Source organism: Sphingomonas sp. OK281, assembly GCF_900115295.1.
In the GTDB taxonomy this organism is placed as follows: domain Bacteria; phylum Pseudomonadota; class Alphaproteobacteria; order Sphingomonadales; family Sphingomonadaceae; genus Sphingomonas.
On record NZ_FOVZ01000003.1, the window covers coordinates 553,157 to 575,201 of the forward strand.

Consider the following 22,045-nt stretch of genomic DNA (forward strand, 5'->3'; position numbering starts at 1 on the left):
CCCCACCCTTAGCCCGCTCAGTCGTCTGTGGAGTCGGGCGTCGTAACCTCGGCAACCGGTGCGACGTTGACAACCGGAGAGGCCTCGTCAGCGAAACCGGCCTTGGCGAACCGCTCGGGCAGCGGTGCTTCGGCGAGCACGTCGGGCTTGCCCGGGCGCGGGACGATCAGCCGCTGCGCGTGGAGCATCATGCCGAGCCCGTCCGCCTTGCCGTACACGCCATCACCGACCACCGGCGCGCCGAGGCCGCTCGCCGCATGCACGCGGATCTGATGCGTGCGGCCCGTCTCGGGCAGGAACTCGACCAGCGAGCGGCCGTCCTTGATCTCCAGCACGCGCCACTTGGTGCGCGACTTCTTGCCCTCCGGATCCTCGACCATCCGCCAGCCGGTCTCGGCCGTGCTGACCTTGCCGAGCGCCATCTCGATCAGCCCGGAAGTGCCCTCGACCACGCCGTCGAGCAGCGCGACGTAGCGCTTCGACACGAGGCCCTGCTCGAACGCCTGCTGCAACCGGGCGTGCGCCTTGGGGTTGCGCGACAGGAGCAGGCAGCCGCTCGTGTCGCGGTCGAGCCGGTGCACCGGCTTCGGCCAGCGCTGGAAGCCGAACTTCAGGCTTTCGAGATGATTTTCGAGGCTCAGCGAGCCATCGCGGGGCGGATCGACCGGCAGCCCTGCGGGCTTGTCGATCACCAGGGCCTCGCCGTCGAGGAAGAGTACGCGTTCACCATGCATGGCGCCGCCCTTGCCATCATTAGCGCCTGCGTGCCAGAGCCCGCGTCGATGTTGCACCGCACACTGGCTCTCGCGCTCCTCTTCGCCCCGACCGTCGCGGAGGCCCAATTGTGCGAGGGCCAGAGCGCGGCGATCGCCCCCGACGGTCGCGCATTCGGGCATTTGCCGTATGGCGATGCGCCGGAGAGTGAGCTGGTCAGGCTGCCATCGGAGTATTCGCTGGGCAATCCATGCGTGGTGCGCGCGGACATATTGCCCGATCTGTTGCGGTTGTTCGCGGCGGCGCAGGGCGATCCCTCGGTGATGGGTCAGCTCCGAGCGTTGTCGTGCCAGCGGTCTATCGCGCGCCAGCGCAGCGTCTTCTGTCGCGGCGAGACGAGCAGCCCGGCGGACCGCGCGATCTCGGTGGCGCCGCCGGGGTATAGCGAGCATTCGACCGGTTACGCCTTGGACTTTGCGGTCCGTCCGGCGAACGGGTGTCCCGATGCGGAGGCGTGCATGGCCGCTACGCCTGCCGCGCGCTGGCTGCGGCTGAACGCGCCGCGGTTCGGGTTCGAGCAGAGCTTTCCCGGTGGGAACAAGCAGCATGTGAAGTGGGAGCCGTGGCACTGGCGCTGGGTCGGGGCAAGCGAGAGTGCGCCTGGGGCGGCCAAGGCGCGGTTCGTGTTTGCGCGGGCTCGGCGGTTGTATCCGGCTGATCCGGGGGTTTTGCCGCTGGTGGTGAAAGTTACCGTGCAGCCCCCGGTGCCGGTGACGCCAGTGGCGGTCGAGCCTTCGAAGAAGAAGCGGCGGTAGCTAGCGTACATTCCCCGCTAACTATATCTCCAACAGCTACGCCACCCCGGCGGAGGCCGGGGCCCAATTCGGAAGCGTCAATGATATAGCGTGGCGCTCCATTGCTACCACCTTACCAATTGGGCCCCGGCTTCCGCCGGGGTGGTGCTATCTGGTCGGTCTGCGTGATCGGTTACGATTGGTCCCGCCCCCCTCAGTGCAACACCAACCCACCCGGACGCACCACGCCATCGCGCAGCGCATGGTCATACAGAAGCTCCGTCTCCAGCTTCACCTGGTGCGACAGACGATCGAGCATCGACTCCGCCTGCACCCCGAACGCAGCCCAGTCCTTCGGCGAGATGGTCGGCAACCAGCGGCCGATGAACGCCTTCCAGTCCGAGCGAAGAATGTCGAGGTCCTCTTCCATCATGGCGATCATGTCGGCCGAGCAATGCGCCTCCATCGCCACGACGGTGCGATCGATGACCTCGTCCTCGACGCCGAGATGATCAGCGACTGTAACGGCAAGCTCGATCAGTTTGCGCGATGCGATCGTGCTCTGCGCATTCGATTGTCGCGCCAGACCCACGAGTTCGGCGCACTGCCCGGCGATCTTCTCATGATCTTCGATCAGCCTTGCCCAGTTCGCGCGGTCTTGGTCGGATACTGTCCGCACTGCGATCCTATCGTTCATGACGCCGCCTACTCCCTGCGAATGTCACCCATTGATACCAGAAATACGCGATACTTGCCGTCATGGATGCAGTTAGCGCTGGCTGCGGTCCAGCCGCTATAGTATTTCGGGCAGCCGGACCGCTGTCGAAACGACCGTGTCACGTCCACCCTTTGACATGACGCCGTGGTGCGCCTATATCCGCATCTCACCACAGCATCCGGGAAATGACATGCCGTCGCGCAGCGTGTCGATCGTATTGGATACCGAGGTTTCATACGCTGAGAGCCGCCGCACCTGATGCGCGCGGCCTTTTTGCGTGAACGTGCGTCCCGCTTGGGGGTTCCCAAGCACGAAATTACGACTGATCCGTCAGTTTTTATAGGGCGAAACAAAACCTATGGCTTCCAAGGCGATCGAACACGGCACTGCAAAGCGCCGTATCCGCAAGGTTTTCGGCAACATCCACGAAGTCGTGCAGATGCCGAACCTGATCGAAGTCCAGCGCGAGAGCTACGAGCAGTTCCTGCGCTCCGACAAGTCGATCGGCCACGTCTCGGGTCTCGAGAAGACGCTGCGCAGCGTGTTCCCGATCCAGGATTTCGCCGGCACCGCCTATCTCGATTTCGATGATTACGTCCTTGAGCCGCCGAAGTTCGACGTCGAGGAATGCCGCCAGCGCGGGATCACCTACGCCGCGCCGATGCGCGTCACCCTCCGTTTGACCGCATTCGAGGTCGATCCCGATACCGAGGCCAAGTCGGTCATCGATATCAAGGAGCAGGACGTGTACATGGGCGACATGCCGCTCATGACCGAGAACGGCACGTTCTTCATCAACGGCACCGAGCGCGTCATCGTTTCGCAGATGCACCGTTCGCCGGGCGTGCTGTTCGATCACGATCGCGGCAAGACGCACGCATCGGGCAAGTACCTGTTCGCAGCGCGCGTGATCCCGTATCGCGGTTCGTGGCTCGATTTCGAGTTCGACGCGAAGGACATCGTCAACGTCCGCATCGATCGCAAGCGCAAGCTGCCCGTCACGGCGCTGCTCTACGCGCTCGGCATGACGTCGGAAGAGATCCTCAACTATTTCTACAACCGCGTGACGTTCGTCCGCGGCCAGGGTGGCTGGATCGTTCCGTTCCAGGTCGAGAACTGGCGTGGCCAGAAGCCAATGTTCGACATCGTCGATGCGAAGACCGGCGAAGTCGTGTTCCCGAACGGCCAGAAGATCAGCCCCCGCGCTGCCAACAAGGCGTTCAAGGATGGTCTCACCGACCTGCTGATCCCGACCGAGGAAATCTTCGGCCGCTATTCGGCTTATGACCTGATCGACGAGTCGACCGGCCGTATCTACATCGAAGCCGGTGACGAAGTGACCTCCGAGAACCTCGAACTGCTCGACCAGGCAGGTATCGAGCGTCTCGACCTGCTCGACATCGATCACGTCGCAACCGGTCCTTGGATCCGCAACACGCTCAAGGTCGACAAGGCCGAAGAGCGCGAGCAGGCCCTCAGCGACATCTACCGCGTGATGCGCCCCGGCGAGCCGCCGACGCTGGAGACGGCCGAGGCATTGTTCTCGGGTCTGTTCTTCGATCCGGATCGCTACGACCTGTCGGCCGTCGGCCGCGTGAAGCTCAACATGCGTCTCGACCTCGACGTCGAGGACACCGTGACGACGCTGCGCACCGAGGACATTCTCGAGGTCATCAAGACGCTCGTGAACCTCAAGGACGGCAAGGGCGAAATCGACGATATCGACAACCTCGGTAACCGTCGTGTCCGTTCGGTCGGCGAGCTGCTCGAGAACCAGTACCGCGTCGGCCTGCTCCGCATGGAGCGTGCCGTGAAGGAGCGCATGTCGTCGGTCGACGTCTCGACGGTCATGCCGAACGACCTGATCAACGCGAAGCCTGCGGTTGCCGCGGTCCGCGAATTCTTCGGCTCGTCGCAGCTGTCGCAGTTCATGGATCAGACCAACCCGCTGTCGGAAGTCACCCACAAGCGTCGCGTGTCGGCACTTGGACCAGGTGGTCTGACGCGTGAGCGCGCCGGCTTCGAAGTCCGCGACGTTCATCCGACGCACTATGGCCGCATCTGCCCGATCGAGACGCCGGAAGGCCCGAACATCGGTCTGATCAACTCGCTCGCCAGCTTCTCGCGGGTGAACAAGTACGGCTTCATCGAGACTCCTTACCGCAAGGTCGTCGACCACAAGGTCACGGACGACGTCGTGTACCTGTCGGCAATGGAAGAGGCCAAGCACACGATCGCGCAGGCCAACGCCGAGCTCGATTCGTCTAACGGCTTCGTCGAGGAACTGGTGTCGTCGCGTCAGGCTGGCGAATTCCTGATGGCGCTGCCCGACAACATCACGTTGATGGACGTCAGCCCCAAGCAGCTCGTCTCGGTCGCCGCATCGCTCATTCCGTTCCTGGAAAACGATGACGCCAACCGCGCGCTGATGGGTTCGAACATGCAGCGTCAGGCCGTGCCGCTCGTCCAGGCCGAGGCGCCGTTCGTCGGCACCGGCATGGAAGAGACGGTTGCGCGTGACTCTGGTGCCGCGATCTCGGCAAAGCGTGCTGGCATCGTCGACCAGGTCGACGCGGCGCGTATCGTGATCCGGGCGACCGGCGAGATCGATGCCGGCAAGTCGGGCGTCGACATCTACACGCTGATGAAGTTCCAGCGCTCGAACCAGTCGACCTGCATCAACCAGCGTCCGCTGGTGAAGGTTGGCGATGCGGTTCGTGCAGGCGACGTGCTCGCCGACGGTCCGTCGACCGAGTTCGGCGAGCTGGCGCTGGGTCGCAACAGCCTCGTCGCGTTCATGCCGTGGAACGGCTACAACTACGAGGATTCGATCCTGATCTCCGAGCGGATCGTGAAGGACGACGTGTTCACGTCGATCCATATCGACGAGTTCGAGGTGATGGCTCGCGACACGAAGCTTGGGCCTGAGGACATCACGCGCGACATCCCGAACGTCGGCGAGGAAGCCCTTCGCAACCTCGACGAGGCGGGCATCGTCTACATCGGTGCAGAGGTCGAGCCGGGCGATATTCTCGCCGGCAAGATCACGCCGAAGGGTGAATCGCCGATGACGCCGGAGGAGAAGCTTCTCCGTGCGATCTTCGGCGAGAAGGCCAGCGACGTGCGCGATACGTCGCTTCGCCTGCCGCCGGGCGTCTCGGGTACGGTCGTCGACGTTCGCGTCTTCAACCGTCACGGCATCGACAAGGACGAGCGCGCGATGGCGATCGAGCGCGAGGAGATCGAGCGCCTGAAGAAGGATTCGGACGACGAGCGTTCGATCTTGAACCGTGCGACCTGGTCGCGTCTCCGCGAGATGCTGCTCGACCAGACCGCCACCTCGGCGCCGAAGGGCGTCAAGAAGGGCGTCGTGATCGACATGGATCTGCTCGACAGCGTCGACCGCCACGAGTGGTGGAAGTTCGCGGTCGCCGACGACAAGGTCCAGAGCGATCTGGAAGCGGTCAAGATCCAGTATGACGATGCCGCCAAGCTGATTACGGACAAGTTCCACGATCGTCGCGAGAAGCTTGAGCGTGGCGACGAGCTGTCGCCGGGCGTGCTGAAGATGGTCAAGGTGTTCGTCGCGGTGAAGCGCAAGCTGCAGCCGGGCGACAAGATGGCCGGCCGTCACGGCAACAAGGGCGTCATCAGCCGCATCCTGCCGGCGGAGGACATGCCGTTCCTCGCCGACGGTACGCCGGTCGATATCGTGCTCAACCCGCTGGGCGTGCCATCGCGCATGAACGTCGGTCAGATCTTCGAGACGCATCTGGGCTGGGCCGCACGTGGCCTGGGCCAGTCGATCACCGCGGCTCTGGAGACGTGGCGCGAAGAGAATCCGGACGCGAAGCCAGGTGCGATGCCGGAGGCGGTCCGCGATCGCCTGAAGACGGTGTACGGCGAGCAGTATCACGCCGAGATCGACGCCCGCACGGGTGACGAGATCGTCGAGCTGGCCAAGAACCTGAAGGGTGGCGTGCCGATGGCGACGCCGGTGTTCGATGGTGCCCGCGAAGCCGATGTGTCGGCGATGCTGGCGCTGGCGGGCCTCGACACGTCGGGTCAGTCGGACCTGTTCGACGGCCGCACCGGCGATCAGTTCGATCGCAAGGTGACGGTGGGCTACATCTACATGCTGAAGCTCCACCATCTGGTCGACGACAAGATCCACGCACGGTCGATCGGGCCGTACTCGTTGGTCACGCAGCAGCCGCTGGGTGGTAAGGCGCAGTTCGGTGGGCAGCGCTTCGGCGAGATGGAGGTCTGGGCACTCCAGGCCTACGGCGCGGCGTACACCTTGCAGGAAATGCTGACGGTGAAGTCCGATGACGTGGTCGGACGCACCAAGGTCTACGAGGCGATCGTCAAGGGCGACGACACGTTCGAGGCCGGCATCCCGGAGAGCTTCAACGTGCTCGTCAAGGAAATGCGCTCGCTCGGCCTGAATGTGGACCTGAAGCAGTCGGAGCCCGGCTTCGACAGCGACGGCATCCAGATCGCGGCGGAGTAAGCCTCGCTCCTCCCCTCCCGCTTGCGGGAGGGGTCGGGGGAGGGCCTGTCCCCGCAGGCACCACCCCGAGAGGCTACGACATCCCCTCCCCTAGCCCCTCCCGCCATGCGGGAGGGGAATGGAGAATAAAATGAACGAGATGACCCCCTTCGCCAATCCGGTCGCCAAGACCGAGACGTTCGACCAGATCCAGATCGGCATCGCGTCCCCGGACAAGATCCGTTCGTGGTCGTTCGGCGAGATCAAGAAGCCCGAGACCATCAACTACCGCACGTTCAAGCCCGAGCGTGACGGCCTGTTCTGCGCGCGCATCTTCGGTCCGATCAAGGACTACGAGTGCCTGTGCGGCAAGTACAAGCGCATGAAGTACAAGGGCATCGTCTGCGAGAAGTGCGGCGTCGAGGTTACCGTCTCGAAGGTCCGCCGCGAGCGGATGGGCCATATCGAGCTCGCCGCTCCGGTCGCGCACATCTGGTTCCTGAAGTCGCTGCCGTCGCGCATCGGCCTGCTGCTCGACATGCAGCTGAAGCAGCTCGAGCGCGTGCTGTACTTCGAGGCGTACATCGTCATCGAGCCGGGCCTGACCCCGCTCGAAAAGTACCAGCTGATGACCGAGGACGAGCTCCTCGACGCGCAGGACCAGTATGGCGAGGACGCGTTCTCGGCCGGTATCGGCGCCGAAGCGGTCCGCATCATGCTCGAATCGCTCGATCTCGTCGGTGAGCGTACCGCGCTGCTCGAAGAGCTCGCGGTCACCAAGTCCGAGCTGAAGCCCAAGAAGATCATCAAGCGCCTGAAGGTCGTCGAGAGCTTCATCGATTCGGGCAATCGCCCCGAGTGGATGATCCTTGAGGTCGTTCCGGTCATCCCGCCCGAGCTGCGCCCGCTGGTGCCGCTGGACGGCGGTCGTTTCGCGACGTCGGATCTGAACGACCTGTATCGCCGCGTGATCAACCGCAACAACCGCCTGAAGCGCCTGATGGAGCTTCGTGCGCCGGACATCATCGTCCGCAACGAGAAGCGCATGCTCCAGGAGGCCGTCGACGCATTGTTCGACAACGGCCGCCGCGGTCGCACGATCACGGGCGCGAACAAGCGTCCGCTGAAGTCGCTGTCCGACATGCTCAAGGGCAAGCAGGGCCGCTTCCGCCAGAATCTGCTCGGCAAGCGCGTCGACTATTCGGGTCGTTCGGTCATCGTGACCGGTCCTGAGCTGAAGCTGCACCAGTGCGGCCTCCCGAAGAAGATGGCGCTCGAGCTGTTCAAGCCGTTCATCTACGCACGTCTCGATGCCAAGGGTCTGTCGATGACCCTCAAGCAGGCGAAGAAGTGGGTCGAGAAGGAGCGCAAGGAAGTCTGGGATATCCTGGACGAGGTGATCCGCGAGCATCCGGTCATGCTGAACCGTGCGCCGACGCTTCACCGTCTCGGCATCCAGGCGTTCGAGCCGGTTCTGATCGAGGGCAAGGCGATCCAGCTTCACCCGCTGGTCTGCTCCGCGTTCAACGCCGATTTCGACGGCGATCAGATGGCCGTCCACGTCCCGCTGTCGCTCGAAGCGCAGTTGGAAGCGCGCGTGTTGATGATGTCGACGAACAACATCCTGTCGCCTGCCAACGGCAAGCCGATCATCGTTCCGTCGCAGGACATGGTCCTCGGTCTCTATTATCTGTCGATGATGAAGGAGAACGAGCCGGGCCAAGGGATGCTGCTCGGTGACATGGCCGAAGTGCACCAGGCGCTGAACGCTCAGGCGGTCACGCTGCACACCAAGGTCATCAGCCGCGTTCCGCAGACCGACGAGAAGGGCAAGCAGTACCTCAAGCGGTACGAGACGACCCCGGGCCGCATGCTGCTGGGCGAGTGCCTGCCGCACAGCCACAAGGTGCCGTTCGACACCGTCAACCGCCTCCTCACCAAGAAGGACGTGGGTGACGTGATCGACGAGGTCTATCGTCACACCGGCCAGAAGGAGACCGTGCTGTTCGCCGACGCGATCATGTCGCTCGGCTTCCGCCACGCATTCCGCGCCGGCATCTCGTTCGGCAAGGACGACATGATCATTCCGGACGCCAAGGTTGGTCTCGTCGACGACACCAAGGCGCTCGTGAAGGACTTCGAGCAGCAGTATCAGGACGGCCTGATCACGCAGCAGGAGAAGTACAACAAGGTGATCGACGCCTGGAGCCGTTGCGGCGACCAGGTCGCGAACGCCATGATGGACGAGATCCGTGCGGTGAAGGTCGACGAGGAGACCGGTCGTGAAAAGCCGATCAACTCGATCTACATGATGGCCCATTCGGGTGCTCGTGGTTCGCAGGCGCAGATCAAGCAGCTTGCCGGCATGCGCGGCCTGATGGCCAAGCCGTCGGGCGAGATCATCGAGACGCCGATCATCTCGAACTTCAAGGAAGGCTTGACCGTCCTTGAGTACTTCAACTCGACCCACGGCGCTCGCAAGGGCCTCGCGGATACGGCGTTGAAGACGGCGAACTCGGGCTACCTGACGCGTCGTCTGGTCGACGTGTCGCAGGATTGCGTCATCATCGAACCGGATTGCGGCACGACCCGCGCGCTGGAGATGAAGGCCATTCTCCAGGGTGGTTCGACGATCGCAAGCCTCGGCGAGCGCATCCTCGGTCGTACGACCGCGGAGGACATCGTCGATCCGAAGACCGGCAAGGTCGTCATCCCGTCGGGCACGCTGCTCGACGAGCCGATGATCACGACGATCGAGGGCCTCGGCACGCAGTCGTGCAAGATCCGCAGCCCGCTGGTCTGCGAATCGAAGATCGGCGTCTGCGGCAAGTGCTACGGGCGCGATCTCGCCCGCGGTACGCCGGTCAACATCGGTGAAGCTGTCGGCGTCATCGCCGCGCAGTCGATCGGTGAGCCGGGCACGCAGCTGACGATGCGTACGTTCCACATCGGTGGTGCGGCGCAGCTCAACGAAACGTCGAACCTCGAGGCTCACGCTGACGGTACGGTGCAGTTCCGCGATCTGCGTATCATCGTCGACCAGCGTGGCCGTCGCGTGGTGCTCAGCCGCTCCGGTGAAATCGCGATCGTCGACATGGACGGCCGCGAGCTCTCGGTCGATCGCATCCCTTACGGCGCGTACGTGCTGTTCGACGATGGTCACATCGTGTCGCGCGGCGATCGGATGGCCGAGTGGGATCCGTTCACCATGCCGGTGATCACGGAGAACCCGGGCACGATCAAGTATGTCGACCTGATCGAGGGCAAGACGCTCACCGAGCAGACCGACGAAGCCACGGGCATCGCCCAGCGCGTCGTGATCGAATATCGTGCGGCGACCAAGTCGAAGGAGGATCTGCGTCCGCGCATGACCCTGCTCGACGAGACGTCGGGCGAGACCGGTCGTTACATGCTGGCGATCGGCGCTACGCTGTCGGTCGAGGATGGCGCACAGGTGTTCGGCGGCGACGTCGTGGCCCGCGTCAGCCGCGAGTCTGCCAAGACGCGCGACATCACCGGTGGTCTGCCGCGCGTTGCCGAGCTGTTCGAGGCACGTATCCCCAAGGACTCGGCGATCATCGCCAAGATCTCGGGCCGCGTGGTGTTCGGCAAGGACTACAAGGCGAAGCGCAAGATCGGCATCCAGCCTGAGGATGGCGGCGACGTCGTCGAGTATCTGGTGCCGAAGTCGAAGGTGATCGACGTCCAGGAAGGCGATTACGTCAAGCGCGGCGACAACCTGATCGGCGGCTCGCCCGATCCGCACGACATCCTCGAGACGATGGGCATCGAACCCCTCGCCGAGTATCTCGTGTCGGAAATCCAGGAGGTCTATCGTCTCCAGGGCGTGAAGATCAACGACAAGCACATCGAGACGATCGTTCGTCAGATGCTGCAGAAGGTCGAGATCACCGACGGCGGCGACACCACGCTGCTGAAGGGCGAGCAGGTCGATCGCGAGGAAATGGACGCGACCAACGAGAAGCTCGAGAAGAAGCAGACCCGCGCACAGGGCAAGCCCATCCTGCTCGGCATCACCAAGGCGTCGCTGCAGACCCGCAGCTTCATCTCGGCGGCATCGTTCCAGGAGACCACCCGCGTCCTCACCGAGGCAGCGGTGCAGGGCAAGCAGGACATGCTGATGGGCCTGAAGGAGAACGTGATCGTCGGCCGGCTCATCCCGGCAGGCACCGGTGCAGGTCTCAACCGCCTGCGTGTCGTGGCCAACAGCCGCGACGCCGCGATGCGCGTCCAGCAGCGCAAGATGGCGGAGGTGTCGATCGTGGCACCGATGTCGGCTGCCGACGAGCATGCTGCCGAACTGGCACGTTCGCCGCGCGATGCTGGCGGCACCGGTGAAGATCCGCTCGCAGCGGTCGTCACCTCGGGCACCGGCACCGACGCGGATGCTGGCGAGTATCTGAACGAGACCGAGTAATCGGTTTCGTCAGACGCCTTCTGCGCTGACTAAGAAAAAGGCCGCCGTCCGGGATACCGGGCGGCGGCCTTTTTCGTGTTTAGGAACATTTGCAGATCACGCCCCCCTGCCACGCCGCACGAAACGGACGGGCTTGAAGGCGACTGGAATTGTAGCGGTCGGATCGGCGCCGCTCTGGCCGCCAGAAAATGCGAGATTAGCCAAAAGAGGATTGGGCTTCTTTGTCGTCGTCTTGATCGCCGACCTGAACATTGGTGTGGCTCGCAACAACGCCGGGAGACCGGTTGGTCCCCCGCCGCCGCGCAGCAAAAAGGCCGCCGCCCGGATTACGGACCGCGACCGTTTCATTTTTGCTGGATTGGGTCGGGCACTAGTTCTGGCTGCGGGGAACTAACCCGATATGACCGCCCGTCCGAATTACCGTGCCAGCCCGATGGTCGCGGTGCCGACATATCCCTCACTGACGCTTCCGGTCATCGTCGGCGTCTGCTGAGTCAGCTGGGCCGCGCTGTTGTCGCCGAAGACATTGTCGCTCGCCAGCGTGATCTGCGCGAAGTTCCGGGCGCTCGATGGGTAGGTCGTGGTGTCGGCATAGACCGTCGTGCAGATTGCGGTGGGCAAGGCCAGCTGTCCGACGAGCGACGCGTAGCGGCCGCTGGTCGCCGTTGTCAGGCTTGAGAACACCTCGAAATGTATGTGCGGCCAGCGTCCCGAATAGCAGCCGGGAACGATCAGCGTGAACGTGACCTGCCCGTTCGTGTCGGTCACCTGCATGCCACGCAGATAGCTTTCCGTCGGCACTGTGTAGAGGGAATAATTACCAGACCGATCACAACACCAGATGTAGACGGCATAGCCTGACAGCGCCCCGCAGGTCGCGTTGACGTCGACGACCGTGAGCGTCAACTTGAGCTGGACGCCAGTCGCGATCGTGGTCGATGCATTCAGGAAACTCGATCGAATATCGGTGCGGACAATGCCGCTGACCGTCAGCGCATTGGATGTCGTTCCGCTCGACGTATTCGTGCCATCCGCGGGATAGGGTCCGTTGGTTTCGGTCGGATCGGCAATACATGCCGTTGTGGCCGTGACTGTGGCCGTAGGAGTCGGCGTTACGGTCGTTGTTGTCGTAGTCGCCGCGATGTTTCCCGTCACGACCGCGACGCTGTCGGATGCAGCGGAATCGCTACCGCCGCAACCTGAAACGAGTGCCGCGGTTCCCGCCCCCGCGAACCACTTCAATGCGTGCCGACGTCCCATCAGCCGTTCGATGTGGACGCGGTCCTCCGCCAGGCTGTGTCCGTGCGGGGGGTCCTGCCCGTCCCGATACTGCGCGTCGATAGTCTGATCGTTAGAGCTCATGATGCGGTCCCCTTTTCGCGAACCGTCAATCTAGGCAACACGCATTGCGGCGATGTGTCCGCGTTAATTCAGGGGGGTGCTCGGCCGCGGTATCGAGTCGTTGCTCCTGGCGGCGGGGCACTGCATGAACTCTTCGTCATTACGCGGCTTGCGGTTGCGGGCGAGGCATAGCGCGGGTAGGCGAGCAACCGATGCGGTCGGCATACCATCCTTCGTCGATCGAGACTCGCGGTTCGGCAAGACGGCGCAGCGCCGCGTTCGTGCTCACCGTCATTGCGCATATCTTCATCATACTGCTGCTGCTGAGGCTAGCGCCATCGCATGTCGCAAAGCCGGAAGAGCCGAAGAATCCCGTCACGTTCCAGCTCGCGCCGGACCAGACTGCTCCCACGCCGGAAAAGCGCACGCCATCGCCAACCCGGCAGAAGCGCGCCAGTGGTGGTTCGCCGGAGCGAGCCGCACCCCGCGCGGCGTCCGCTCAGGCGCCCCCTGCCCCGCCGAAATCGCCACCGCCTCTGCCGATCAAGATGCTGGGCGGCATGGAGATGTTCGACGCCGCGGACATATCGAAGATGCCGTCGCATCCCGATAACCAGCTTGCCGGCGGTGATGGCGGTAGCGGTTCGGGCAAGGGCAAGGATAGCGGCTCGGCCTACGGTCCCGGCGAGGGGCCAGGCGGCGAGCGACTGTACAAGGTCGAATGGTATCGCCGGCCGACCGATGCCGAACTCAACGGCTATCTGAAAAGCGCGCCCCCGCCGAACAGCTGGGCGAAGATCGCGTGCCGGATGATCGAGAATTACCAGGTCGAGAATTGCCGCGCTCTCAGCGAGTCGCCGGTAGGCTCGGGGTTGGCCCGCGCGATGCGACAGGCCGCGTGGCAGTTCCGTGTCCGCCCCCCGCGCGTGGGCGGGAAGCAGATCCTGGGAGGCTGGGTGGAGATCGATATCGAGTTCAACGGGGGCACGGCGCCCTAGCTCCGTCTGCCGCTAGACCATGCTCGTGATCGAGTGCTTGGCCTCGGTAGACAGCGTCCTCGAAAGGGTTTCGAACCGCCCGCTTTCGACGCGCATTTCGTTGAATGCAGGGGGACTGCCTCGCGTCCTCTTGGACAGCGTGCCAGCACCGATCATGCGAATGATCCGCCCTGCGCGCTCGACCGGTACGTCGAACGGATCGTGGACATGGCCCGACAACACGGCATGCGCGCCAGCCTCGGCGAGCGCCGTCAGTGCCTCCTCGCCATTCCGCGTCTTTGCCGTCCCGGTCGTACCGCCCTCGATCAGTGGGTGGTGCGCACCGATAAGGATCAGGTTGCCCTTCGGCACATCCGCGATCATGGCCAGCGCGCGCTTCAGCGATCCGGCGCTGACGCGCCCCTTCGACCAGTTCCACCGCCACTGCGCCCGCGCCGTCGTCTTCAACGGAACGACGGTTACGCCGGGAAGCTCCAGCGGCCGCTCGATCATCTGCTCGACCGCTGCATAACGCTGATACGGTGCGAACAGTCGCCGGAACGGGTCCCAGTAATAGGGGATGTCGTGATTGCCGACTTCAAGCGTCACGGGCACGCCAAGCGAACGCAGCCAGTCGCCGCCCTGCTGGAACTCGTCCTTCGTCGCGCGCATCGTCAGGTCGCCAGTCATGATCACCGCGTCCGGCTTCTCCTGCGCGACGCGTTCGGAGAACCAGGCGATCGCCGCCGGGTCCTCCGCGCCGAAATGCACGTCGCTGACGTGGAACAACGTCAATCCGGCGCCCCCCGTGACCGTCATGTCAGGCAAGTTCGGACAGCGTAGCTGGCTCGTGCATCGGGCATCCGTTGAATTGGCCACGGAAGTCCGCTGACTGCTTGTACGTATCGTTGCGCGCACGATTGACGCCGCCGAGAGGCTGATGCGCGGTGATGCCGTGCCAGATGCTGTACGACAGCGCGTCGTCCAGGCGGTCCGTTACGCCCTGCTCCCACGAAAGCTGTGCCGGAATTTCGAGAGTCGCGACGGTCACGAACGGGCTCTGCGCCTCGTCCCAGACTACCGAGGCATCCTCGATCGGCATCTTTTCGAGGTCGGTATTGAGTTGCACGCGGAATTCCCAGGTGCCGCCATGCTCGATCATTTCCTCGCTGACGACTTCGCGCAACGCATCCGGGCGCGCCGATACGTTCACCGTGTCGCCCGTCAAACGCGTGATTCCGGGCGAGACGGGAAACAGCGCGACCTTCGCGATATAGTCGCCATGACGAAACGGCGTCTGCGAATAATAGGTCTCGCCGAGCGGGTGGACCGGTTTGGCACCGCCGAGCGTCTGCAACGTCGCCGACTGGCCGCCGACCGCTTCGAGCGCGGACTCGACGACGCGGAAGGTGGCCGACATCGCCTTCTTCACGCCCTCTAGCCGATCGGTCGTCTTCGACAGGAGCTTCAGGTTCTTGGCGAACGACTTGGCGTCCGGCGCGGAAAATGCCGGGCCGTTGACCATGATGAAGTCCTGCGTCGTGTCGCCTTCCGAGCCCGGCAGGCGAGCACCGTCGACATCGAGGATCTTCAACGCGAGGCCGCGCGGCAGGCTGATGCTGTCGTCGAGAATATCGCCGGCGTTGGTCGAGATGCGGATGATCGCCTCGTGGCGGCCGGGCGTCGCAAAGATGCCCTGTGCGAGTTCGGGCGGCAGGTTGTCAGGAATCGTGAACGTGCCGCGCGCGATGCCGTGCGCCTTGGCATGGACCGAGCGGACGGCATGGCCATAGTCCTGCGACGTCGTCTCCAGGATATCCTGGAACGAGTCCTTCATGCCCTGCAACGTCTCCTGCTCGTCGGGAGCGATGGTTTCGACGGACGGGTCGAAACGGACGGGCTGGTTGCTAGGCATGGATATCTCCTCAGGGTACGCATCGGTAACCCGTTGAGGGGGCGGACGTTCCGCTTCCGTTGCAAACCGGGCGGCAACGCGTGATGAGGGCTGCCGAAGGAGCCATCATGCACATCCCACACGTTACCGCGCCGACTGTCGCGATCGCTGGCACCACCGACCGCTTTCCCGTCCGCCGGATCTTCTGCGTCGGCCAGAACTATGCCGATCACGCGCGCGAAATGGGCTCTGATCCCGATCGGCAGGAGCCGTTCTTCTTCTCCAAGCCCGCCGACGCGATCGTCGCGAACGGCAGCGCGATCCCCTTCCCGCCCAAGACCGAAGACCTGCATCACGAGGTCGAACTGGTGATCGCGCTCGGCGCGGGTGGCAAGGATATCGCGGTCGAGGATGCCGCCGCGACGATCTTCGGGGCTGGCGTCGGCATCGACCTGACGCGCCGCGATCTCCAGGCGGCGGCAAAGAAGGCCGGACGGCCGTGGGACATGGCGAAGGGCTTCGATCGCTCAGCCCCCATCGGCGCGCTTACGCCGGGCGTACCCGCGACCGAGGGCAGCATCGCGCTCGCGGTTGATGGCGAGACGCGCCAGTCCGGCGACCTGTCGATGATGATCTGGAGCGTGCCCGAGATCATCGCAACGCTGTCGACCTTCGTCGAGCTGGCCCCCGGCGACCTGATCTTCACCGGCACACCGGCCGGCGTCGGCCCGATCCAGCGTGGACAGACCGTGCGTGCGACGATCGAGGGGTTCGAAACACTGGAGGTGACATTCGCCGCCTGAGCGCCCATCGTCCGGCGCATAAACGATACTAAACAGGGGGTTGCATGCCGGACACGAGAGACCTTGGCGCGGAGGGCTTTCTCAGCAGGGCCCGAACCGTCGCTGCGCCGGGCTTCAACCGCTGGCTCGTGCCGCCCTGCGCGCTTGCGATCCACCTGTGTATCGGCATGGCGTATGGTTTCAGCGTGTTCTGGTTGCCGCTGTCGCGCGCGATCGGGATCACCGATCCGGTCGTCTGCCCGAACCTCTCGCTGCTCGGCGCGCTGACCACCACGACCTGCGACTGGCGGGTCAGCGACTTGGTCTGGACGTACACGCTGTTCTTCGTCGTGCTCGGTGCCGCCGCCGCGATATGGGGCGGCTGGCTCGAGCGCGCCGGCCCGCGGAAAGCCGGCGTCGTCGCGGCATTCTGCTGGTGTGGCGGGATGGGCATCGCCGCGATCGGCATCTCGACGCATCAGCTCTGGTTGATCTGGCTCGGGTCGGGCGTGATCGGCGGGATCGGACTTGGCCTTGGCTACATCTCGCCCGTCTCGACGCTGATCAAATGGTTTCCTGATCGGCGCGGTATGGCGACCGGGATGGCGATCATGGGCTTTGGCGGCGGCGCGATGATCGGCGGACCACTCGCCGACCTGTTGATGAAGCATTTCGCGAGCCCGACGGGCGTCGGCGTCTGGCAGACGTTCCTGGTGCTGGCCTGCGTGTATTTCGTGTTCATGATGGCCGGCGCAATCGGCTACCGCGTCCCCGCCGAGGGTTGGGCACCTGCCGGCTGGACCGCGCCAACATCGGCCAAGGCGTCGATCAGCCGCTTCAACGTCGCGCTGTCGGACGCGCATCGCACGCCGCAATTCTGGCTGGTGTGGCTGGTGCTGTTCTTCAACGTCTCCGCCTCGATCGGGATCATCGGCATCGCCTCGCCGATGTTGCAGGAGCTGTTCGGCGGACGCCTGATCGATGCGCCGAGCGTGTTGTTCACGGCATTCGACGACGACCAGAAGAAGGCGGCGGCGGCGGTCGGCGCAGGCTTCGTCGGCGCGATCAGCTTGTTCAACATCGGCGGGCGGTTCTTCTGGGCCTGGCTGTCCGATCGGATCGGCCGCAAACCCCTGTTCGCGACGATCCTCGCGGCAGGCGCAGTGCTCTACGGTTTCGCCGCACCTGCACTCGCTGGCACGACGCTCGGCCTGTTCATTCTGGTCTTCTGCATCCTCGCCTCGATGTACGGCGGTGGTTTCGCGACGGCGCCTGCGTATCTCGCCGACCTGTTCGGGACGAAATATGTCGGCGCGATCCACGGCCGATTGCTGACCGCTTGGTCGACCGCGGGGGTCGTCGGACCGCTGCTCGTCGCGAACATGCGTGACCGCGCGATCGCGGCGGGCGTGCCGCGCAGCGATATCTACCCGCCGATCTTTCTGGTGCTGGCGGCGATGCTGGTTGCGGGGTTCGTCGCGAACCTGTTCGTCCGGCCGGTAGCTGCCAAGTTCCACATGGCGGCGGACGACCGACCGATCGCAGTCGACACGGTCGCTGGCGGTACGGCGGCGGCGACAACCGGCACCTCGCCGATCGTCGTGTTCGCGTGGCTGGCCGTCGGGCTGCCGATCCTCTGGGGGATCTACATGACGCTGTCGAAGGCGTTGATCCTGCTCAAATAGAACGCAACCTATCCGCGCCGACATGGGTTGCCCCTGCTCAATCTTCAGAGGAGCAACCCATGGCCGACCGGCTCACGATGCAGGATCCGCGAACGCAATATCCGCAGCCCCCCTTCCCGCAACAGCCGCAGGAAGCACCGGGGATCGCGTCGAAGATGGATCCGAAACCCGATCACGGCGAGACCAGCTACAAGGGCTCGGGCAAGCTGGCGGGGCGCAAGGCGCTCATCACCGGCGGCGATAGCGGCATTGGCCGTGCTGCGGCGATCGCCTATGCGCGCGAAGGTGCCGACGTCGCGATCGTCTATCTCCCCGCCGAAGAGACCGATGCGAAGGAAGTCGTCGCGCTGATCGAGGCGGAAGGGCGCAAGGCCCTCGCGCTGCCGGGCGACGTGAAGGACGAGTCGTTCTGCCGCGCCGCGGTCCAGCAGACGGTCGATGCCTTCGGTGGTCTCGACGTGCTGGTGGTCAACGCCGGGCGCCAGCAGACGCGGCCGACCGTCGCCGATATCTCGACCGACGATTTCGACCAGACGATGAAGACCAACGTCTATGCACTGCACTGGTTCGTGCAGGCCGCCGTACCGCACCTCCCCGTCGGTGCGGCAGTGGTTACGACGGCGTCGGTGCAGGGCTATGATCCGTCGGACAATCTGCTCGACTATGCGACCACCAAGGCGGCGATCGTCGCGTATACCAAGGGTCTCGCCAAGCAGCTGATCGAGAAGGGCATCCGCGCCAACGTCGTCGCGCCGGGGCCGTTCTGGACGGTGCTCCAGCCCAGCGGTGGCCAGCCGCAGGAGTCGGTCGAGACGTTCGGATCGAAGAGCCATTTTGGCCGTCCGGGCCAGCCCGTCGAGATCGCGCCGGTGTATGTGCTGCTCGCCTCGCAAGAAGGCAGCTACACCACCGGCGAAGTGTACGGCGTAACCGGCGGCGCCGGCGTAGCCTGACGCCCTAATCCTCCCCCGCCAGGGGGAGGTGGCACCGAAGGTGACGGAGGGGGAGGACTGCGCAACCGCTGTTACCCTTACCTCCCCCTCCGTCTGGCAAGCGCCAGCCACCTCCCCCAAGGGGGGAGGATCAGTTGGTAAGGCCCCTAGCCCCAACGTCGCTATTGCACATCGTTATCAAAACTGTACCTGTGTCCCGGTGAACGTCCGGCAGATCATACCCCTCGTCGAAACTGCTCCCCGCGCATGACCCGCGGCACGATCAAGACCTGGTATCTCGTCCACAAGTGGACGAGCCTGATCTGCACCGCGTTCCTGCTGATGCTCTGCGTGACCGGCCTGCCGCTGATCTTCGATGAGGAGATCGATGGCTGGCTCGACCCGCCGGCGCCGATGGCGACGCTGCCTGCAAACACGCCGTCGCTGTCTCTCGACGCCATTCTAGGCCGCGCTGCAAAGGCCGCCCCTGGCGAGATTCCGCTCTACGTCAGCTTCGACGACGAGCGCCCTATCGTCTACGTCACCACCGGCCCGACGCCCGATGCCGCCCCCGCGGCAATGCACTTTCTCGCGTTCGACGCGCGCACCGGGGCGAAGATGCCCCCTTATGTCCCCGGCGTGATGGCGTTCATCCTGAAGCTCCACACCGACATGTTCCTCGGCTTCTGGGCCGAGATCTTCCTCGGCGTGATGGGCCTGCTCTTCTTCGCCGCGATCGTCTCGGGCGTCGTGCTCTACGCCCCATTCATGGCCAAGCTCGACTTCGGTACGCTGCGTCGCGGTCGCAGCAAGCGGCTCGGCTGGCTCGATCGCCACAACCTGCTCGGCATCGTCACGCTCGCCTGGGCGAGCGTCGTCGGCGTGACGGGCACGATCAATACGTTCGTCGTGCCGATCACCGGCATCTGGAAGGCGAACGGCCTCGCCGAGATCATCGCCAGCGAGGCACGCACGCCATTGCCGGCCCAACGCGCCTCGGTCCAGGCCGCGCTCGACGCGGTGCAACGCGAGGCGCCCGAGATGAAGCCGCAGTTCATCGCCTTCCCCGGCGTCGTCTTCAGCAGCCACCATCATTACGCCGTCTTCCTCAAGGGCGCGACGCCGCTGACGTCGAAGCTGTTGCTGCCCGGCTTCGTCGATGCCGCGACCGGACGGCTCGACGCGGTCGTGCCGATGCCGTGGTACATGCAGGCGATGCTGCTCGCACAGCCGCTGCATTTCGGGAATTACGGCGGCCTTGCGATGAAGATCATCTGGGCGCTCTTCGACATATTGACGATCATCGTGCTCGGCAGCGGGCTGTATCTTTGGCTGCGTCGTCGCGGCGGTCCGAGCGACCAGCGCGTCCGCGAAGTCGTGATGGCGGGAGAAATCGCATGACCCACAAGACCAACGGCCAGATTTTCGCACTGCCGATCCTGCTCGGAGTGTCGACCGTCGCGGGGCTCGGCGCAGGCCTGATCGGCGACGGTGTCTGGGATGTCGGCGCAGGCCTGCTGCTGGCGCTGCCACTCGTTGTGACCGGCCGCTACTGGGTCCGCCCGCCCGAACGGGTGCTGCGCCGTCAACAGCTCCAGCCCGCACCGATACGGCGATAACGCGGAGCCGGCATGATACCGGCTCCGCGCTAGTGTCAGATCGCCCTGGTGAGGCGAACGGCGTCAGGTCGCCGGATTAGCCTGCCGGGCTGGCACGCTTGGGAGCGCACCGACGGGAGCGGCACCCGGCGCGGGAGCAATTGCACCCGGAGCGATCGGCGGCGGCGGTGCCACGCCCGCTGGCGGCGGGGGAGCCATACCGGCTGGCGGCGGCGGGGGAGCACCCGGACCGCCCGGGCCACCGGGACCACCGGGGCCATCACGACCAGGACCACCCGGGCCATCGCGACCCGGGCCATCACGACCAGGACCGCCAGGACCATGCGGGCCACGCGGCGGGCCGCCGACCGGGCCCAGCGCCGTTACCTTGCCGCCGGGTGCGACCAGGAACGAGGCGTGGACGAAGCCATCCTCGAACCGACCCTGGATCATCACCGGCTGCCCCGCCGTGACCAGGTTGCTGCCCTCGCCTTCGCGGCCCAGATCGACCAGCGCGCGACCGGTGCGGTCGGCCATCACGAACTTGTTGCCGTATTTCTCGGCGACCGTGCCGCGGATCGTGACGATACCATCCGACTGAAGCGAGCGGATCGCAACCGGGGTGGCAGGCGCCATCGTCACGCTGGGACGGGTCGCAACGACGGTGACGGCACCGGCGGCGCCACCGACGACGAGCAGGCCAGCCGCGGCGAGTGCCAGACGGTTGCGACGGAGATTGAAGCGCTTGTTCGGCGCGATATGGGAATGTTCGGTCATTGCGTCGTTCCTCTCATTGGTTGACGAATCACCGTTTAGGCGCGCGCTGCCGACGCCCGCTGAACCAAGCCGTTCAGATTCCGTTGGGGTCTCAGGCATAGGGACATGCGCATGCGGGTATTATTGGTCGAGGACGATGTGGCGATCGCCGACGGGCTGGCGCGGGCGTTGCGCGCAGAGCATTTCGCCGTCGACGTCGCCACCAATGGCGAGGATGGCGGCCATCTGGGCGCCACTGAACTCTATGACGCTGCCGTGCTCGACCTCGGCCTGCCCAAGCGCGACGGCCTGTCGGTCTTGCGCGACTGGCGCGCAGCGGGACGAGACCTGCCGGTGCTGATCCTGACCGCGCGCGACGGCTGGTCGGAAAAGGTCGAAGGCTTCAAGGCCGGCGCCGACGATTATGTCGTGAAGCCGTTCCGCGTCGAGGAGGTCGTCATGCGCCTTCGCGCGCTGGTCCGTCGCGCGGCCGGCCATGCCGCGTCGCGCGTCACCTGCGGTCCGCTGACGTTCGACGCGCAACTCGGCACGTTCGAGCTGAACGGCCTGCCGCTGAAGCTGACCGCGTTCGAATGGCGCGTCCTATCCGCCCTGATACTCCGCCGCGAAGTGGTGATCGAGCGCGCCGACCTGATCGAACGCGTCTACGAAGGCGACGCGGATATCGACTCGAACTCGATCGAGGTCATCATCGGCCGGTTGCGGCGGAAGATCGGCGCGCAGATGATCGAGACGGTGCGTGGCCGCGGGTACCGGCTGACGGCGGACGGTTCGTGATGATGACGCAAACCCATCATCAAATCCACAGCACCACCCCGGCGAAGGCCGGGGCCCAATTGGGGGACGCAGCTAACGAGCCGCAGCCCCTGATCATCAATGCCTTCCCAACTGAGCCCCGGCCTT

At 64.7% G+C, this 22,045-nt stretch carries 16 protein-coding genes; 10 read left to right on the forward strand and 6 right to left on the reverse strand.

The genetic code is table 11. From position 1 onward, the window contains the following. Positions 1 to 17 precede the first annotated feature (17 nt). Positions 18 to 734 carry an RluA family pseudouridine synthase gene (locus BM244_RS14120; RefSeq protein ID WP_093399512.1) on the reverse strand — a complete coding sequence of 239 codons (717 nt, stop codon included), beginning with the start codon at positions 732 to 734 and terminating at the stop codon, positions 18 to 20. A 48-nt stretch (positions 735 to 782) separates the two neighbouring features. Between BM244_RS14120 and BM244_RS14125 the strand changes: the two genes are divergently transcribed. Next, positions 783 to 1,529 (forward strand): M15 family metallopeptidase, encoded by a 747-nt coding sequence (locus BM244_RS14125; protein WP_254784446.1) that lies wholly within the window; start codon positions 783 to 785, stop codon positions 1,527 to 1,529. A gap of 193 nt (positions 1,530 to 1,722) precedes the next feature. Here the strand turns inward: BM244_RS14125 and BM244_RS14130 are convergent, their stop codons facing one another. Then, positions 1,723 to 2,205 carry a hemerythrin domain-containing protein gene (locus tag BM244_RS14130; RefSeq protein ID WP_093399514.1) on the reverse strand — a complete coding sequence of 161 codons (483 nt, stop codon included), beginning with the start codon at positions 2,203 to 2,205 and terminating at the stop codon, positions 1,723 to 1,725. A 379-nt stretch (positions 2,206 to 2,584) separates the two neighbouring features. Between BM244_RS14130 and rpoB the strand changes: the two genes are divergently transcribed. Both rpoB and rpoC read left to right on the forward strand, forming a co-directional pair. Further along, positions 2,585 to 6,739 (forward strand): DNA-directed RNA polymerase subunit beta, encoded by a 4,155-nt coding sequence (rpoB, locus tag BM244_RS14135; protein ID WP_060526672.1) that lies wholly within the window; start codon positions 2,585 to 2,587, stop codon positions 6,737 to 6,739. A 130-nt stretch (positions 6,740 to 6,869) separates the two neighbouring features. Next, complete coding sequence (gene rpoC / locus BM244_RS14140; RefSeq protein WP_056060318.1) at positions 6,870 to 11,156, forward strand: DNA-directed RNA polymerase subunit beta'; 4,287 nt, start codon at positions 6,870 to 6,872, stop codon at positions 11,154 to 11,156. Between the two features lie 417 nt (positions 11,157 to 11,573). Here rpoC and BM244_RS14145 read toward each other — a convergent pair whose 3' ends face one another. Further along, on the reverse strand, positions 11,574 to 12,518 hold the full coding sequence (locus BM244_RS14145; RefSeq protein WP_093399515.1) for a peptidase associated/transthyretin-like domain-containing protein: 945 nt from the start codon (positions 12,516 to 12,518) through the stop codon (positions 11,574 to 11,576). A gap of 191 nt (positions 12,519 to 12,709) precedes the next feature. On the opposite strand from BM244_RS14145, the gene BM244_RS14150 reads away from it, so the two are divergent. Continuing rightward, positions 12,710 to 13,495: a hypothetical protein gene (locus BM244_RS14150; protein WP_093399516.1), complete on the forward strand. Its 786-nt coding sequence runs from the start codon at positions 12,710 to 12,712 to the stop codon at positions 13,493 to 13,495. A gap of 12 nt (positions 13,496 to 13,507) precedes the next feature. On the opposite strand, the gene BM244_RS14155 is transcribed toward BM244_RS14150, so the two are convergent. Further along, entirely contained in the window at positions 13,508 to 14,293 is a 786-nt protein-coding gene (locus BM244_RS14155; RefSeq protein ID WP_093399517.1) for a metallophosphoesterase family protein, read from the reverse strand. 1 nt (position 14,294) lies between these two features. Continuing rightward, positions 14,295 to 15,389 carry a catalase family protein gene (locus BM244_RS14160; RefSeq protein ID WP_175518207.1) on the reverse strand — a complete coding sequence of 365 codons (1,095 nt, stop codon included), beginning with the start codon at positions 15,387 to 15,389 and terminating at the stop codon, positions 14,295 to 14,297. A gap of 107 nt (positions 15,390 to 15,496) precedes the next feature. Between BM244_RS14160 and BM244_RS14165 the strand changes: the two genes are divergently transcribed. The 5 genes from BM244_RS14165 (at position 15,497) to BM244_RS14185 (ending at position 20,386) form a co-directional block, all read left to right on the forward strand. Beyond that, positions 15,497 to 16,171, forward strand: coding sequence for a fumarylacetoacetate hydrolase family protein (locus BM244_RS14165; protein WP_217649125.1), 675 nt, complete (start codon positions 15,497 to 15,499; stop codon positions 16,169 to 16,171). Between the two features lie 44 nt (positions 16,172 to 16,215). Further along, positions 16,216 to 17,835: an OFA family MFS transporter gene (locus tag BM244_RS14170; protein ID WP_093399520.1), complete on the forward strand. Its 1,620-nt coding sequence runs from the start codon at positions 16,216 to 16,218 to the stop codon at positions 17,833 to 17,835. Between the two features lie 59 nt (positions 17,836 to 17,894). Next, a complete protein-coding gene (locus BM244_RS14175) occupies positions 17,895 to 18,788 on the forward strand; it encodes an SDR family oxidoreductase (protein WP_093399521.1) in 894 nt (297 codons plus the stop codon). Positions 18,789 to 19,034: 246 nt separating this feature from the next. Then, positions 19,035 to 20,168, forward strand: a complete 1,134-nt coding sequence (locus BM244_RS14180; RefSeq protein ID WP_093399522.1) for a PepSY-associated TM helix domain-containing protein — start codon at positions 19,035 to 19,037, stop codon at positions 20,166 to 20,168. Further along, a complete protein-coding gene (locus BM244_RS14185; RefSeq protein WP_093399523.1) occupies positions 20,165 to 20,386 on the forward strand; it encodes a hypothetical protein in 222 nt (73 codons plus the stop codon). The genes BM244_RS14180 and BM244_RS14185 overlap by 4 nt, the downstream gene beginning before the upstream one ends. A 63-nt stretch (positions 20,387 to 20,449) precedes the next feature. Here BM244_RS14185 and BM244_RS22725 read toward each other — a convergent pair whose 3' ends face one another. Further along, entirely contained in the window at positions 20,450 to 21,142 is a 693-nt protein-coding gene (locus tag BM244_RS22725) for a hypothetical protein (RefSeq protein WP_139226941.1), read from the reverse strand. 111 nt (positions 21,143 to 21,253) lie between these two features. Between BM244_RS22725 and BM244_RS14195 the strand changes: the two genes are divergently transcribed. Then, positions 21,254 to 21,919 carry a response regulator gene (locus BM244_RS14195; protein WP_093399604.1) on the forward strand — a complete coding sequence of 222 codons (666 nt, stop codon included), beginning with the start codon at positions 21,254 to 21,256 and terminating at the stop codon, positions 21,917 to 21,919. Positions 21,920 to 22,045: the final 126 nt, after the last annotated feature.

Bases quoted from the DNA above. Each gene is read 5' to 3' on its own strand.
- BM244_RS14165 (WP_217649125.1), top strand. From the start codon at position 15,497: ATGCACATCCCACACGTTACCGCGCCGACTGTCGCGATCGCTGGCACC.
- BM244_RS14150 (WP_093399516.1), top strand. From the start codon at position 12,710: ATGCGGTCGGCATACCATCCTTCGTCGATCGAGACTCGCGGTTCGGCA.
- BM244_RS14130 (WP_093399514.1), bottom strand. From the start codon at position 2,205: ATGAACGATAGGATCGCAGTGCGGACAGTATCCGACCAAGACCGCGCG.
- BM244_RS22725 (WP_139226941.1), bottom strand. From the start codon at position 21,142: ATGACCGAACATTCCCATATCGCGCCGAACAAGCGCTTCAATCTCCGT.
- rpoB (WP_060526672.1), top strand. From the start codon at position 2,585: ATGGCTTCCAAGGCGATCGAACACGGCACTGCAAAGCGCCGTATCCGC.
- BM244_RS14195 (WP_093399604.1), top strand. From the start codon at position 21,254: ATGCGGGTATTATTGGTCGAGGACGATGTGGCGATCGCCGACGGGCTG.
- BM244_RS14185 (WP_093399523.1), top strand. From the start codon at position 20,165: ATGACCCACAAGACCAACGGCCAGATTTTCGCACTGCCGATCCTGCTC.
- BM244_RS14175 (WP_093399521.1), top strand. From the start codon at position 17,895: ATGGCCGACCGGCTCACGATGCAGGATCCGCGAACGCAATATCCGCAG.
- BM244_RS14155 (WP_093399517.1), bottom strand. From the start codon at position 14,293: ATGACGGTCACGGGGGGCGCCGGATTGACGTTGTTCCACGTCAGCGAC.
- BM244_RS14180 (WP_093399522.1), top strand. From the start codon at position 19,035: ATGACCCGCGGCACGATCAAGACCTGGTATCTCGTCCACAAGTGGACG.
- BM244_RS14120 (WP_093399512.1), bottom strand. From the start codon at position 734: ATGCATGGTGAACGCGTACTCTTCCTCGACGGCGAGGCCCTGGTGATC.
- rpoC (WP_056060318.1), top strand. From the start codon at position 6,870: ATGAACGAGATGACCCCCTTCGCCAATCCGGTCGCCAAGACCGAGACG.
- BM244_RS14160 (WP_175518207.1), bottom strand. From the start codon at position 15,389: ATGCCTAGCAACCAGCCCGTCCGTTTCGACCCGTCCGTCGAAACCATC.
- BM244_RS14125 (WP_254784446.1), top strand. From the start codon at position 783: ATGTTGCACCGCACACTGGCTCTCGCGCTCCTCTTCGCCCCGACCGTC.
- BM244_RS14145 (WP_093399515.1), bottom strand. From the start codon at position 12,518: ATGAGCTCTAACGATCAGACTATCGACGCGCAGTATCGGGACGGGCAG.
- BM244_RS14170 (WP_093399520.1), top strand. From the start codon at position 16,216: ATGCCGGACACGAGAGACCTTGGCGCGGAGGGCTTTCTCAGCAGGGCC.